This window comes from Paenibacillus sp. GP183 (assembly GCF_900104695.1).
Taxonomy (GTDB): Bacteria; Bacillota; Bacilli; order Paenibacillales; family NBRC-103111; genus Paenibacillus_AI.
Map to the genome: position 1 here is coordinate 235,707 of NZ_FNSW01000001.1, position 13,663 is coordinate 249,369.

Consider the following 13,663-nt stretch of genomic DNA (forward strand, 5'->3'; position numbering starts at 1 on the left):
TTATTATAGTTTCTTATTCAATTTGAAGTCCCAACCGCCAATGATTGTATTTTTTTTGGCGCCGGTTTTCGGATCATATACTGTGTAGCTCAGCTTTATACTGTCAAATTTTAAAGAAACGGTTTCGCTTAGATCATTAAAGATATAATCGGAAATGATGACATCGGTTAAATCGATGGTCAGTAAGATTTCCTGTCCCTTGCCTTGCTTAACAAATACAATTTGTCCTTTAAGAGTACGTTCTCCCGAGACTGTTTTCGTAAATAGTGAAGGGGAAGAAGAATCGATAACTTTTTTTAATTTAAATTGGTTGATAAAAGCCTTCCCTGGAGCGCCGCTAGAAGCAATAGGAGTGGATACCTCGAAATCAATACTGGTAGGAATAATCCAATTTTCATAACCTCTAGTTGTAGATTCTCCAGTAACACCATCCAATTTAAAATATACATCATAATTAATAGTCGGTGCTGCGGAAGCGGGAACCACACTGAAAGCCATTGCCAACAAACAAACCGTAATTAGTGCCAAAAGCTGTTTTTTAAACATTTTCATTAAATCGCTCCTTAATTTTTTATATTGATACATATTGTATCACAAAAATAATATAAACTAAATCCGATACTTTGTATATATATGCCGGGGAACATTGAAATACACAATAAATGAAACCAATATAAATGGATTTTTCACAGGATTGTCTTGCATATCCCATCTCAAACCGATACAATTTATCGAATAGAGCTTATTAAATGGGGTGGATCGGTTGGAAATGTTTGGAAATTTTTTCTTCCTGGCGGTACTGCTGCTTGCGACGGTTTATATGTATTCCAAGCCGGGGATGATGATAAAAAGAGCAACGAGAACACTTGCATCCCGAGAAGTCACAGAGGAGAGGGCAGCCGATTATTTGAAAACGCTGAAAGAAGCTAAGAGAGTTCCCAACTATAAGGAATATTGGAATTCTTGCAAGGTTGGCTATGAGCTTATCAACTCCAGCCAGGTTAGTCCGGAGCTTAAGGAACAAGTGAAACAAACCATGCTGGGTATGGGTGTAAGTGGGATCTAACATAAAAAACAGCCCCTTTAACTGCCTTCTGACGCGATCGTTCAGGAGGGAGCTAAAGAGGCTGTTTTTAAGATAATCCGCGGTACTTCGCAGTGCGAAGCTCTTGTTGGTAAGGCGCCAACTCCGGCATATGGGCTTCTTCCGCTTGACGAATGGCAAGCTCGATATCGTAGGGCACTCGCACTAATTGTACCGAGAAGGCGCCAGGATTCTCGCTGCCCCAAACTCCCTCGATAATCGCGTATGAGGCTTGCGGCATATCCAGCGGATTCCCTACACTGCCTGGGTTAAATAGCAGCATTCCCCTTAGGTGCTGGACAAATGCATTGTGAACATCCCCGTAACCGACAACGTCAGGCTTTCGCACTTCTTGTGAACCTTCATTTTCCCGTAAGCCCACAGGCTCAAACATCGCCAAGCGTTCTTCGCTGGGGCTCCAAGGCTGTACCCGATGGTAGACGCTTTTGGCGGAGGCATGGAACAACCGGATCAGCCGTCCGCTCATAATACAATCATAAGAAAAAGGCAGCTCGCTCAAATAGTGGATTCGTTCAGCTCCCAGCCGTTCATGGTGCCAGATTAAGACGGGATCTTCTTTTTTTCCGATAAAATCATCCCAATTCCCTTGCACCACAACTTCGCACAAATCGCGAATCCGGTCTACAACCATATCGGAGTGGGGTCCTTTGCCAACCATATCCCCCAGGCACATGATACGCTTGATGCCGCGCTGCCGGATGTCATCTTCAACGGCATCCAGTGCCGGCATATTCCCATGTATATCGCTGATTACGGCAATCCGCTCCATCTGGCTTCACCTTCCTATAAACGCTCTTTTCTTACAATAACGCATATGGAAAAAACAATGCAAACCCAATCCGCCATTTTTACGTTAATTGATGCGAGAAGATTCTCGAGGATGACTTGCAAAAACTCTCAATATATAAGAACATAAGGATGATTAAGCAACTTATCCTTCATCTATTCTTATTGCGGGGGAGTGCCATTTCGTGCAGAACTTAACGGACGTTCAATTGATGGGGATGATTCAAAGCAAGCATCGTCCTGCCTTAGAGGAGCTTTATGATCGATATGGCAAGCTGGTTTATTCGTTTGCCATGAAATCGACTCGTGATCCGCAATCCTCCCTGGATATTACGCAGGCTGTTTTTACGCGTTTATGGACGACTGAGCGCAGCTATGATCCGAATAAAGGAAAATATTTGAACTGGCTTCTGACCATGACCCGCAATTTGACTATTGATCATATTCGTAAAGAACGCAAGCATGCAAGGACAATTCCTCTTGAACCGAAGCATGAGAATCGAATGGATGCTGAAAATCGCAGCAATCCGGAGCAAGCTGCTGCTCAATCATGGGTCGGAGAGCAGATCCGAGATGCATATCAGTTTCTTACAGAGAGCCAAGTGCAGCTGCTTGAGCTGTTATATTGGCAGGGCTATACTCTGAGCGAAATTGCCGACCTGAAGGCTGAACCGATTGGTACAATCAAGAGCAGACTACATCAAGCACTCAAAATCCTTCGCAAACAGCTTTATGTCATAAGGGAGGAATGATTCCGATGGAAAAAGACATCAACCAATGCGAGCAGCTGACTTCTTATTTCTTGAAGGAGCTCACTCCCCTGCAGCGTGAGCAATTTGAGCAGCATTTGGCACAATGCAGCTCTTGTCAAGATGAACTAAAAGAGCTGGAGGGGTTATGGGATGTGATCCCTTTTACAGTGGAACTCATCGAGCCTCCTTCCGGCATGAAAGATAAAATTATGGATGCCGTCTTTGAGACTCACTTTTCCGCAGAGTCGGAGTCCGTGAAGGAGGCCATGGCAGATATTCGAGCCCATACCTCGGCTTCGGTTTATCCCGGATTCCGTAATTGGGGTTTATTATCCGCAGCTATAGTTATCCTTTTGCTAGGCGCGTATTTATTGGGCAACCTTCATGGCAAAAGCGATGTCGCCAATGCTCCACGAATATCTCCGCAATCGCCATGGAACATGCAAAAAACAGTTGCTTTGAAGCCTGTAGATCCCGCCTTGTCGAACAGCACGGGAAATGTTTGGTTTATGCAGCAGGGAGACAGTGTTCAAGTCATCCTGCATGCAAAAGGGCTTCCTGCTACGCAGGGTAGCGAATCCTATCAGATGTGGATGACCAGCGGCGATAAAAAATGGAGCTGTGGCACCTTTCAAGTGGGCAAGGATGGCTCAGGCATCTTGCTTTATACCCTCAAAAATGGTGCCGTGCAATATGATTCTTTAGGTGTAACCCTTGAGCCGGATGCAGCCGGGAAACAACCTCGAGGTCGCAAGGTGTTGGGCATATAAATTTACACAAAAAAAGGGGCTGTCTCAAAAGGTCAAAGCTGACCTGAGAGATAGTCCTGTTTTTTTGCGCATTAAATAGGGCTTGCTGAACGAAACAAAAAGTCAGTAATAACAAGGGTTTAGCGCCTCTTTTGTCGAAGTTAAGTGTATGGAAAACGGGCGATACCCCGTCAAAAACCGTGCACATGGAGGCGAACAGAATGTATCAGCGAACAGAAGGCCAAATGATCCTGCCGGGGGATTTCTTCCTACCGTTCGGTGGGGAACTGTCGGAAGATAACCGTTGGGTACTTCTAGCCCAGATAATCCCGTGGTGGAAGATTGAAGAGAAATACGCTCGGAACTTCAAACGAAGCCTAAAGGGACAAAAAGCCGTCTCGATCCGCGTCGCACTTGGGGCTCTCATCATTCAAGAACGACTTGGCACCGACGATCGGGAGACACTGCGGCAGATTCTGGAGAATCCGTATCTGCAGTACTTCTTGGGTCTTCCGGAATACCAATATCGCCGTCCCTTTCATGATTCGCTTATGACGCATTTCCGCAAACGGTTGGGCGGTGACATCATCCACGAAGTGAATGAGTGGATCGCGCTCGAAGAATCGCGTAAAAGCAGCGAGTCTCAAGACCCGTCAGACGATGACGATCACAAAGGCGGAGGTTCCCCTGCGGTCAGCGACCCAGCAGAGAAGCCGCCAGAGCAGATGGAGCTTACCAACGAAGGCGAGTTGCTCCTCGATGCGACCTGTGCGCCGGCAGATATTGCGTACCCGACGGACTTGTCGCTGTTAAACCAGGCAAGAGAAAAGCTGGAGAACATCATCGACACCCTCCATGAGCCGGAGCGAAGAAAGTCACCAAAGCCGCGAACCTACCGCGAGCGCGCCCGAAAAGCGTATTTGACCATTGCCAAGCAGCGGCGCGTGAAGCCACGAACAATGAGGAAAGCGGTAGGCAGACAATTGCGGTTTGTCGCACGCGATCTACGGATTGTGACTAAGCTTGCTGCAAACGGCGACTTGGCCCTGCTCTCGCGCAGGCAGTACAAGGAACTGATGGTCATTCAGGAACTGTATCGTCAGCAGCAAGAAATGTACAGTTCCCATACGCACAGCACACCGGATCGGATCGTCAGTATCTCGCAGCCGCATGTCCGTCCCATCGTACGCGGCAAAGCCAAAGCAAACGTTGAATTCGGCGCGAAGCTTGCGATCAGCGTGGTGAAAGGTTATGCGTTCCGTGAGCAGCTTTCTTGGGACAACTACAATGAAGGCATCACGTTGCAAGCTTCCGTGGAAGCTTACCGCGTCCGCTTTGGATTCTATCCCAAGGCAGTGCTGGCCGATCAGATTTACCGCACCCGTGAGAATCTGCGCTACTGTAAGGAGAAAGGGATTCGTCTTAGCGGACCGCAGCTCGGACGCCCTTCAGTTGACCAACAGGAGCAAAAACGGATCGCCAAAGCGGATGCCTCTGCACGCAATGCGGTTGAAGGCAAGTTCGGAGAAGGCAAGCGCAGTTACGGGCTTGGCCGTATTCGAGCGCACCTTCAGACGACCAGTGAGACAGTAATCGGGCTGCAACTGCTGGTCATGAATCTGGAAAAGAGACTACGGGTTCTCTTTTTGCCTATTTTGCAATGGCTGTTATCCAGACTTGCCGACCACTTCGCTTTATCGCTGTAATTGCGACCCGTTCAGCAAGCCCTAAATACAAAAAGAAACCGCATTTTGGTAAAATGGAGGTACCACCCAACCATCCCAAAAGGAGCGATTTCTTTGTACATTCAATATACCATGGACCAACTTACCCTGCCAATGGATCTTGAGGAAGACATCCCCGAAAACCACCTAGTTCGAGTCGTTAACGCCGCAGTGAACCGGCTCAGCGACAAGATCTTTGCCTCCGCTTACCCGGGCGGCGGCCGAGACAGCTACCATCCCAAAATGCTCACTAAAGTTATCGTCTATGCCTACACTCAGCGGATCTACTCATCCCGTCAGATCGCTAAAGCGGTTCGTGAGAACGTCATGTTCATGTGGATTGCTGGCAGACAACGTCCGGATTTCCGTACCATCAACCGGTTTCGCTCCGAGCGAATGAAAGAGGTACTGGAGACGGTGTTTACCGCTGTTCTGCAATTTTTGGCCGAGGAGAACTACGTGCAACTCGAGCATTACTTTGTCGACGGCACGAAAATTGAAGCAAACGCCAACAAATACACGTTTGTCTGGGGGAAAGCCGTCGTTAAGAAAAAGGCGAAGCTGCAGGAGAAAGTCCAGACGCTGTTCGACACCATAGAAGAAGCAGAGAAACAAGAAGATCGGGAGCATGGCGGCCAAGATCTTAGCGAACTGGGTGAAGCCGCGAAAATGACAAGTGAGAAACTGGAAATCGCAGTCAAGCAACTGGAAGAAAGGCTTCAAGAGAAACCGAAGGACAAGCCGCTTAAGAAAGCGGTGCGTATGCTCCGTAAAGACTTACTCCCTCGCCTCCGAAAGTACGAAGACCATCAAGAAATTCTAGGGGATCGGAATAGCTTTAGTAAGACCGACAAAGACGCGACGTTCATGCGTATGAAAGAAGACCACATGCTTAACGGCCAGCTAAAGCCCGGGTACAATGTACAGATCGGCACCGAAAATCAGTTTATTGTCGGATACAGTCTTCACCAACGCCCTACGGATACCCGCTGCCTAAAGCCACACTTAGAGAAGGTCAAAGCGGCTCTTGGCAAGCTGCCGGGAACCATTATAGCGGACGCCGGATATGGTGGGGAAGAAAACTATGCTTACCTGGAAAGCGAACAGCTCGAGGCGCTGGTGAAGTACAGCACTTATCATAAGGAAAAATCAAAGAAATGGCAGAAAGACATCAGCAAAATTGACAATTGGCACTACGACGAATCCGAAGATATCTGGACGTGCCCGGCAGGACGAAAGCTCGTATTCCGTTATGAGAGCAGGGAAGAGACCGAAAGTGGATTTGAAATCCGGCATCGCCATTACCGTAGTACGAGTTGCGAAGACTGTCCACTCAAGCCCTCCTGCACGAAAGCACAAGGGAATCGGGAGATAAAGGTAAGCCAGCGGTACATGCGCTACAAACAGCAGGTGAGGGATAAGCTCCGAAGCGAAGAAGGTTATGCTTTATCGGTTCGGCGGATGATTGAACCGGAAAGTGTGTTTGGACAAATGAAAAGTAACCGGGGATTCCGGCGATTTCTGCTGCGAGGCTTGCCGAAGGTAAGCTTAGAGGTAGGATGGCTTTCTCTTGCCCATAATTTACTCAAGAAAGCGGTAATCGACCAAAACAGAAACGGGACGATGCAGAAATAGTCCCCTGCTCCGTCCCGTTTTCATCATTACTATGCTTTTTTCTTTAAGTGAGCTGCCTCACAAGCGAGCTTACTTACTTTTGAGACAGCCTCTGCGATTTATTACTGCTGCTTGGCTGTCACCTTATAAGCTGAACTGACATAGGTTTCTGCTTTGGGCTCTGTGAGGACTTGCGCATACAGATGGTCAGGCTCAGGATTTTGCAGGGAATAGCGGATTGTGGCTTGACCCTCTGTAGTAAAATCTACACCTACAATTTTAATGCCGTAGCCTGCATTCGGTTTTGTCCCTCGCGATAGAACAATTTTGTTGACTTCGGCGTTCACCGCAACTGAAGTTACATTCACTTCTTCACTTGCTCCTGGCGCAGGAGCTATAGGCTGCTCCCCTAGGTTAGGGTGATCCTTGATAAATTGGATCGTGTTGTAAAGCATATCTGCAGCTTCAGAACGTGTGATTTCCGCTTTGGGGCGGAAGCTGCCATTTTCCAGTGAAGCGATTTTGCTCTTGACCAGTTCTTGGACAGCTATCGTTTTATCTTTCGAAATCTCGTCTTGATCCTTCATTTCTACCCAAATCATGGTGGAGACATAATTCACTTTAGTCGTTAGGGCGCCAAATAAGTAAGCAGCAAAAGCTTCTCGCGTTAATGTGTTTTGCGGCTGGACTTCCCGAGCGAGTGGTATGCCATTATGAATGGCTGCAATCATGAACGGAGCAAACCATGCATCATCAGGCACATAGTCGAAGGAATCACTGGCTTTCGGCTCTTTGATGAATCGAATTCGGTCAAGATTGAGATCCAGTCCTTTTACCAGCATTTGAACACCTGACGCGATCGTCACTTTACCTTTTGGATCAAACGTTTTGTCATCCATCCCACTGATAATACCAGCTTTTTGCAAAGCGATAATTTTTGCTTCAGCCGGATCCCCCTGAATATCCGAGAAAGCGAAAACACTCTGGCTGTACACCAGCATCACTCCCAAAACCAGGATCATGATCAAACTCCATTTTCTTATCATTATTGATTCACCTCAATACATATGGACGGAATTTTTTAGCAAAGGTTGCACCTGACCCCTCGTTAGGATTGTGATAAAAGGAGATTATACTATGGATGGGGAGAGGGAGAAAGCAGGCATGAACAAATTGCGCTGGGGGATTCTGGGATGTGCCGATATAGCTGTAAAAGCCGTTATTCCTGCGATTCAGCAGTCCGAATTGGGCGTTGTGGCGGCAATTGCCAGCCGCGATATCGTGAAAGCCGAGAAAATGGCGAAGGAGCTGCAGATTCCTGCGTTTTATGGAAGCTATCAGGAGCTGCTCGCTGACAGCGATATTGATGCGGTATATATCCCGCTGCCGAACCATTTACATAGAGAATGGACGATTAAGGCAGCAAGGGCGGGCAAGCATGTTCTTTGTGAAAAGCCGGCCAGCATAAGTGAACGGCATAGCGTTCAAATGATTGAGGCCTGTGAGATGCTTAAGGTCCAATTCGCAGAAGCGTTTATGTACCGCTATCACCCGCGTTATGAACGCATTCGCGAAATCATTCGTTCCGGAGAAATCGGCGATGTGCGAGCGCTGCATGGAGTGTTTACCTTTAATAACGCTGATGCTGACGGTAATGTTCGGTTTAACAAAGCAATGGGCGGCGGCGGAATTCTGGATGTGGGTTGTTATCCGATCAGCGCCGCTCGCTATTTAATGAATCAAGAGCCTGAAGCGGTGACGGTGCACGCCTTTATGTCGCCGGAGCATGATGAAGTGGATATGATGGCCTCGGGCTTGGTTGAGTTCGCCGGTGGAGTAGGACTGACTTTTCAATGCGGAATGTGGGCGGACTTCCGCAATACGATGGACATTCACGGCACCAAGGGCCGCATTCATATTCCAGCGGCTTTCCTTACACCAACGCCTGGCTCGGCATCTTTCACGGTTCATACTGGCGGGGACATGAGAGTGGAGGAACCGGTTCATGTCAACGCATACGTACTGCAAGCCGATGCTTTTGCAAGAGCCATCCTTCACGGGGAGCCGCTGGCCTTCAGTCCTTGGGACTCGGTTTATAATGTGCGCGTATTGGAAGCGTGCTTACTCTCAGCTACGGAACGGACCTGAATTGTTCTGGAAACTTATGAGCATGCAACAGCCTGATAGGGCTGATTCATTAAAAAAAGAGCAGGCTGCCGTTGGCCACGGCAACCTGTCCTGTTATCAGTATTGACCGGCTAAGGTTTTTGTTTTTAGAGCGGCATTGAAAGCAGATCGATTATCCCATATAAACGAGACGAGTTGATCACGGTCATCAAAAAACGTTTCGTCCTCATCTGAATAGTTTTCTCCACGGCTGTGTATGCTGAAACGATTGTCAGGGTAGTTCATCAAGGTCCATTGTCCGTTACGTTTGTGATCAGTAAAAACGATGTAATGTTTCTCACCGGAAGCATCCCAATCAGCATTAGAGGAGAAGTTCTCCAATAGGTCCTCAATGTCGACTTTCTTTTTAATTTGCATGGTTCCATCACCCCTTTTCTCTATTTTCAATCAGATCCATTTAAGCGAGTTTACTTAAATGCCTTGATTCTTCTTTATTGTTCCATTTCGCGACTTGCTGAGATACCGTTAAAAATATGTGCCGAAGCCCCTCGGAAACAACCAAAACCGGCTTCTTGCCAACGAGGCTTGGAGGAATCTTATATGAGAATTGATCGAAATCGTTTATATAATAGTCGGTCTGCTTCAATTCCGAAATGGATAATCGGATACGGCCAAACACCCTATACTGATTGCTGCATTCTGCATTCTCTACATCAAACCAATCCATTTGCTCCACTTGGACAACCGTAAAATGCTTGGATTGTCCGATTTCGTTTTCCAGAGTAATGGGGTCAATATGGATGCTGGCCTTGTTCCATTCATTTGCAGCCTTTTCCAAGGCATGCTTTTTTGTTTTCGCACCAATCAGACATGAGACGTTTGCTTGAAAGGTAGCTTGCGAGAGAGTTTCGTTTTTTTTCATAGCTAGCATCATAATGTTCTCCTTTGAAAATTGTTTTGAAAGCATGATTTGAAGTATAAATAACAAGAAAATAGTAAATGAGATTGAATAAAAAGGTTGTCAAACTGTGGGGAGAGATTTTAGGAATGTTTGTCGAAAAATTTTAAACTAGATTTTATAATGTCAATGAAAAAATTTACCCTATATTTTCGGATTTGAATCGTATTGGGGATTTTGTCGGGTCATACTTCCTTTCAACGAGGGTATACTAACGTTCGAGCTTATTTAAGGAGGGATTGGGAGCGATGGCAAATAGCAAAGACATGAACCCGATGACCGGGGAAGAAGTTGAAACCACGGGTATATATGAGAACGAGGCCGGCCGTCAGGAAACATTAAAGCGCGGCGACTTATTCCCAGCCGATCTGACTCTAGGCAATACCGAGTGGGAGCTTGTCAGCCTGCCGCTGATGAGCCAGGAGGCAGAGATTGACAAGAAACCGAATAAGGAAAAACGCCAGCACATCAACCAAGGCCACGCGGAACCCAACCGGTCTAAGTAATAGTAAAAGAGCGTCCTGAGACGCTCTTTTTCACTGTGGAGGAGCTTTATTGAAATTCAACATCAATACGAGTTCTGGGTTCTTCCTTTTGCTTTGGAATGTGTATTTCCAATACACCATTTTTATATTTTGCATGGACACCTTCAGGACTGACAGAGGCTGGGAGGGAAACACTCCGTTGGAAGCGGCCGTAGTAACGCTCTTGTCGATGGAGTTGATCTTCTTTGATTTCATTTGATCTTTGAACAATACCGCTTACGGTTAGCGTATTGTTACTCACATCAATTCGAATATCTTCTTTGTTCTCGATACCCGGCAAGCTGCAGACAGCGACGATTTCATGTTCCGTCTCATGCAGATCCAACGGGAATCCAATCCCTGATTCGGATTTATTAAACAAGGAACTCACCCCGTCAGGAAAAAAACGATCTATTTCCCGGCGCATGGCTTCAAAATGACGCAGCGGATTGTAAGGTCCCAAGCCCATAATAACAGCTCCTTTTTTTTCATATAGTCCAGCTTATCATTCTCCAAAATTTTGAATAATAATCAAGAAAAGTTCTTGTACCTTTATACTATGTATATGTCATAATCAGTGATACTTGACCCTTTTCAGTTGGGCTAAAATTTGGAACATAGATCAATGAAGGAATGTTATAATTAAATAGGTTGTATCGTCATTTTACATAGTGAAGGGAATAACCATAATGATCATAAAAGGAGTCTTACTGCAAATATTCATCTCCTTACTCCCCTTTATCATGTTTAATGTTTACTACAAGGATAAAACAAAAAATTACAGTAAAAAATTCATTACAGGAGCTAGTTCCTTGTCACTGATTCTTTCAATGACATTCTCATTAAGCATTATGCCCGGGGTTATTTATGATGCCCGCTATGTAATTTTGTTTTTTGCTCTTGTTTTTGGAGGTTTGCAGACGGGTTTTATTCTACTTCTGGAATTTGTGTTGTATCGGTTTTGTTTGGGGGGTGCTGGAAAATGGGTGGGAATGATCAGTATTGCGATTACTTTTCCTGTGTCGATCATATTCTATAAAATTTATGAAAAAGCAAGATATTATTTTCGGATTTCGCTAATATTTGTATTTGGTCTTATATGCTCCATTATTCCTCGAATAGTCATGTATCTATATAACCCAGATTTTATTACGAATAATCTCGGATTTAATTTATTCATTGTTCCAGCCTTACACTGCTTTGAAATTTGGTTGCTTATTTTTTTATTCGACAAAGCCGTTTCGGATAAGAATTTCTTCATCAAACATATAGAAGATGAGAAGGTTAGGACAATTGGACATGTCGCAGCTTCGTTGGTACATGAGGTACGTAACCCGCTTACCACCATGAAGGGTTTTTTAACTTTAATCAACCAAAATACTTTAGATCGAAATAAGGTGGAGAGGTATATCCAAATTTGTATGGATGAAATCAATCGTACGGAAACCATCCTATCGGAGTATCTAACGATTTCCAAACCTCTTACTGAACGTGAAAAAGAACAAACTGATCTTTCTAGAATTTTGGAAATCACCTTGGATATCATGACACCCTATGCAAATATGAATAATGTTCTTATAGAAGTGGATAAACCGATTCAATCCATGGAGATATTTGCAAATCCTGAAGAGATTAAACAAATACTCGTAAATTTTATAAAAAATTCTATTGAAGCCTGTTTTAATATACAAGATGGGAAGGTATCTCTTCGACTTAAAGAGGAGAACACTAAAATTATATTAGAAATTGAAGACAATGGAATTGGAATGAATGAAGATCAAGTCAGACGTTTAGGTACGATTTATTACTCAACTAAAGCCCGTGGAACAGGCTTGGGGTTAACATTTTCATACCAGGTGATTCGGGCATTGGGTGGCTCTATTTCTGTCCAAAGCGAACCGGGAGTGGGGACTGCATTTAAAATTACTTTTCTTAAGGATAAAGAAATCCAACGGTATGATGCCATATGACAAGAATGAAATTTGAAGAGTCATTTATTATTGATCAAAAGATCGGTTCCTGTAGTATTGGAACCGGTCTTTTTGCATTGGACATGACCGATTGATCGCAATATATTTACCGTTTCGCTTGATTAAATTACAAAATCGATCAAAAACACTACATAATCTCAACAAAACGTCAATATAGAATTGATACTTCTGTTACATTGAATGGTTACCATTATATTGATTAGTAGTCAGAGCCAAAAGAATCATAGAAAGGTGTGCTGCAGGGCATGTCATTTCAAAAAGCGGATGTTGCTGTCGAACTGAATTCTTCAAAAGTGAAAGCCACAACAATCAAGAAAATGTCCAGGTCCAAACGGAAAGAAATCATTGTCGGTTTAAGTTATGCGCTGCCTGCACTGTTACTGCTTCTAGGTTTCCGCTTTTGGCCGCTCGGCTTCGGTTTGTGGATGAGTTTATGGAAATGGGGGTTTGTTCCAGAGCGTTTTATCGGGATAGAGAATTACATACGCATTTTTACCGAAGAAATCGTTGTGAATGACCCGCAGATGGGCTTCCAGCTTGGTTCCATTGGGCATAGTCTTCTCGTGACAGTTTACTATGCGCTCGGCACGATTCCTGTGTCGTTGTGCCTTTCTTTCTTCATCGCATATTTCCTGTTTCAGAATGTGAAGGGCAAAGCGATCCTGCGAACGATTTTTTTCTTGCCTTTCATTACTTCGCAAGTAGCGGCGGCTATTGTGTTCAAATGGATTTTTCACCCAAATGTCGGCATTGCCAATGCTGCGCTAGGGTCGGTAGGTTTACCTAAGCAAAGCTGGCTGATTGACCCTGATCCGATTCTTGAAAAACTGGTTGTACAATTCGGCGGTACATGGCCGGCATGGCTGCCTTCGCAGTTCGGTGGCCCTACTCTGGCGCTGCTGGTGATTATGTTGTTTACGGTTTGGGCAGATGTAGGCTTTAAAATCATTATCTTTATGGCCGGACTAAGCAACATTCCGAAAGATTTGTACGAAGCGGCACGTATCGACGGAGCGCGAACGCTGGGAGTTATCCGATATGTGACCCTGCCGCTGATTACTCCAATGCTGTTTCTGTTAATGATTGTTTCTGTCATCAGTTCCTTTGAATCCTTTAACGCATTTTACGTGTTTTCAGGTGGGGAAGGCGGTCCATTAGGTTCGACGATGTCTCTCCCCCTCTATATTTTTCGAAAATTCTATGTGGATGGGCAAGTAGGGTACGCCGCAGCGGTTTCCATGTTTCTATTTTGTATTCTGCTGGTATTTACCTGGCTTCAATATCGGTTCGGCGAGAAGCGCGTGCACTACCAACATGAATAAGGGGAGGGATG

General features: G+C 45.3%; 15 protein-coding genes. 9 read left to right on the top strand and 6 right to left on the bottom strand.

The window, feature by feature from the left end; translation table 11 throughout:
* Nucleotides 1–3 precede the first annotated feature (3 nt).
* Entirely contained in the window at nt 4–552 is a 549-nt protein-coding gene (locus tag BLV33_RS01095; protein ID WP_171908968.1) for an Hcp family type VI secretion system effector, read from the bottom strand.
* 217 nt (nt 553–769) lie between these two features.
* On the opposite strand from BLV33_RS01095, the gene BLV33_RS01100 reads away from it, so the two are divergent.
* Nucleotides 770–1,066 carry a hypothetical protein gene (locus tag BLV33_RS01100; protein WP_090787216.1) on the top strand — a complete coding sequence of 99 codons (297 nt, stop codon included), beginning with the start codon at nt 770–772 and terminating at the stop codon, nt 1,064–1,066.
* Nucleotides 1,067–1,133: 67 nt separating this feature from the next.
* Here the strand turns inward: BLV33_RS01100 and BLV33_RS01105 are convergent, their stop codons facing one another.
* Nucleotides 1,134–1,874 (bottom strand): metallophosphoesterase family protein, encoded by a 741-nt coding sequence (locus BLV33_RS01105; RefSeq protein ID WP_090787219.1) that lies wholly within the window; start codon nt 1,872–1,874, stop codon nt 1,134–1,136.
* A 202-nt stretch (nt 1,875–2,076) separates the two neighbouring features.
* On the opposite strand from BLV33_RS01105, the gene BLV33_RS01110 reads away from it, so the two are divergent.
* From BLV33_RS01110 to BLV33_RS01125, 4 genes are all read left to right on the top strand, one after another.
* Nucleotides 2,077–2,643 (top strand): sigma-70 family RNA polymerase sigma factor, encoded by a 567-nt coding sequence (locus tag BLV33_RS01110; protein WP_090787222.1) that lies wholly within the window; start codon nt 2,077–2,079, stop codon nt 2,641–2,643.
* Nucleotides 2,644–2,648: 5 nt separating this feature from the next.
* Nucleotides 2,649–3,413, top strand: a complete 765-nt coding sequence (locus BLV33_RS01115) for an anti-sigma factor (RefSeq protein WP_171908969.1) — start codon at nt 2,649–2,651, stop codon at nt 3,411–3,413.
* A 200-nt stretch (nt 3,414–3,613) separates the two neighbouring features.
* Nucleotides 3,614–5,098 (top strand): IS5 family transposase, encoded by a 1,485-nt coding sequence (locus BLV33_RS01120; RefSeq protein WP_090787228.1) that lies wholly within the window; start codon nt 3,614–3,616, stop codon nt 5,096–5,098.
* Nucleotides 5,099–5,191: 93 nt separating this feature from the next.
* Nucleotides 5,192–6,751: an IS1182 family transposase gene (locus BLV33_RS01125; protein ID WP_090787231.1), complete on the top strand. Its 1,560-nt coding sequence runs from the start codon at nt 5,192–5,194 to the stop codon at nt 6,749–6,751.
* Nucleotides 6,752–6,852: 101 nt separating this feature from the next.
* Here the strand turns inward: BLV33_RS01125 and BLV33_RS01130 are convergent, their stop codons facing one another.
* Nucleotides 6,853–7,776: an S-layer homology domain-containing protein gene (locus BLV33_RS01130; RefSeq protein WP_090787234.1), complete on the bottom strand. Its 924-nt coding sequence runs from the start codon at nt 7,774–7,776 to the stop codon at nt 6,853–6,855.
* Nucleotides 7,777–7,894: 118 nt separating this feature from the next.
* Between BLV33_RS01130 and BLV33_RS01135 the strand changes: the two genes are divergently transcribed.
* On the top strand, nt 7,895–8,878 hold the full coding sequence (locus tag BLV33_RS01135) for a Gfo/Idh/MocA family protein (protein ID WP_090798579.1): 984 nt from the start codon (nt 7,895–7,897) through the stop codon (nt 8,876–8,878).
* Between the two features lie 96 nt (nt 8,879–8,974).
* On the opposite strand, the gene BLV33_RS01140 is transcribed toward BLV33_RS01135, so the two are convergent.
* A complete protein-coding gene (locus BLV33_RS01140) occupies nt 8,975–9,274 on the bottom strand; it encodes a hypothetical protein (protein WP_090787237.1) in 300 nt (99 codons plus the stop codon).
* Nucleotides 9,275–9,314: 40 nt separating this feature from the next.
* Complete coding sequence (locus BLV33_RS01145; RefSeq protein WP_139305663.1) at nt 9,315–9,791, bottom strand: hypothetical protein; 477 nt, start codon at nt 9,789–9,791, stop codon at nt 9,315–9,317.
* A gap of 272 nt (nt 9,792–10,063) precedes the next feature.
* Here BLV33_RS01145 and BLV33_RS01150 point away from each other — a divergent pair, with 272 nt between their 5' ends.
* Nucleotides 10,064–10,321, top strand: a complete 258-nt coding sequence (locus BLV33_RS01150) for a hypothetical protein (protein WP_090787243.1) — start codon at nt 10,064–10,066, stop codon at nt 10,319–10,321.
* Between the two features lie 46 nt (nt 10,322–10,367).
* Here the strand turns inward: BLV33_RS01150 and BLV33_RS01155 are convergent, their stop codons facing one another.
* Nucleotides 10,368–10,808, bottom strand: a complete 441-nt coding sequence (locus BLV33_RS01155) for an Hsp20/alpha crystallin family protein (protein ID WP_090787245.1) — start codon at nt 10,806–10,808, stop codon at nt 10,368–10,370.
* A gap of 220 nt (nt 10,809–11,028) precedes the next feature.
* On the opposite strand from BLV33_RS01155, the gene BLV33_RS01160 reads away from it, so the two are divergent.
* Nucleotides 11,029–12,309, top strand: coding sequence for an ATP-binding protein (locus BLV33_RS01160; protein ID WP_253186930.1), 1,281 nt, complete (start codon nt 11,029–11,031; stop codon nt 12,307–12,309).
* Nucleotides 12,310–12,575: 266 nt separating this feature from the next.
* Complete coding sequence (locus BLV33_RS01165; protein ID WP_090787248.1) at nt 12,576–13,652, top strand: carbohydrate ABC transporter permease; 1,077 nt, start codon at nt 12,576–12,578, stop codon at nt 13,650–13,652.
* The last annotated feature ends 11 nt before the right edge of the window (nt 13,653–13,663 follow it).

Coding starts and splice junctions, on each gene's coding strand:
- BLV33_RS01160 (WP_253186930.1), top strand. CDS start 11,029: ATGATCATAAAAGGAGTCTTACTGCAAATATTCATCTCCTTACTCCCC.
- BLV33_RS01115 (WP_171908969.1), top strand. CDS start 2,649: ATGGAAAAAGACATCAACCAATGCGAGCAGCTGACTTCTTATTTCTTG.
- BLV33_RS01105 (WP_090787219.1), bottom strand. CDS start 1,874: ATGGAGCGGATTGCCGTAATCAGCGATATACATGGGAATATGCCGGCA.
- BLV33_RS01165 (WP_090787248.1), top strand. CDS start 12,576: ATGTCATTTCAAAAAGCGGATGTTGCTGTCGAACTGAATTCTTCAAAA.
- BLV33_RS01145 (WP_139305663.1), bottom strand. CDS start 9,791: ATGATGCTAGCTATGAAAAAAAACGAAACTCTCTCGCAAGCTACCTTT.
- BLV33_RS01100 (WP_090787216.1), top strand. CDS start 770: ATGTTTGGAAATTTTTTCTTCCTGGCGGTACTGCTGCTTGCGACGGTT.
- BLV33_RS01095 (WP_171908968.1), bottom strand. CDS start 552: ATGAAAATGTTTAAAAAACAGCTTTTGGCACTAATTACGGTTTGTTTG.
- BLV33_RS01135 (WP_090798579.1), top strand. CDS start 7,895: ATGAACAAATTGCGCTGGGGGATTCTGGGATGTGCCGATATAGCTGTA.
- BLV33_RS01140 (WP_090787237.1), bottom strand. CDS start 9,274: ATGCAAATTAAAAAGAAAGTCGACATTGAGGACCTATTGGAGAACTTC.
- BLV33_RS01130 (WP_090787234.1), bottom strand. CDS start 7,776: ATGATAAGAAAATGGAGTTTGATCATGATCCTGGTTTTGGGAGTGATG.
- BLV33_RS01150 (WP_090787243.1), top strand. CDS start 10,064: ATGGCAAATAGCAAAGACATGAACCCGATGACCGGGGAAGAAGTTGAA.
- BLV33_RS01155 (WP_090787245.1), bottom strand. CDS start 10,808: ATGGGCTTGGGACCTTACAATCCGCTGCGTCATTTTGAAGCCATGCGC.
- BLV33_RS01120 (WP_090787228.1), top strand. CDS start 3,614: ATGTATCAGCGAACAGAAGGCCAAATGATCCTGCCGGGGGATTTCTTC.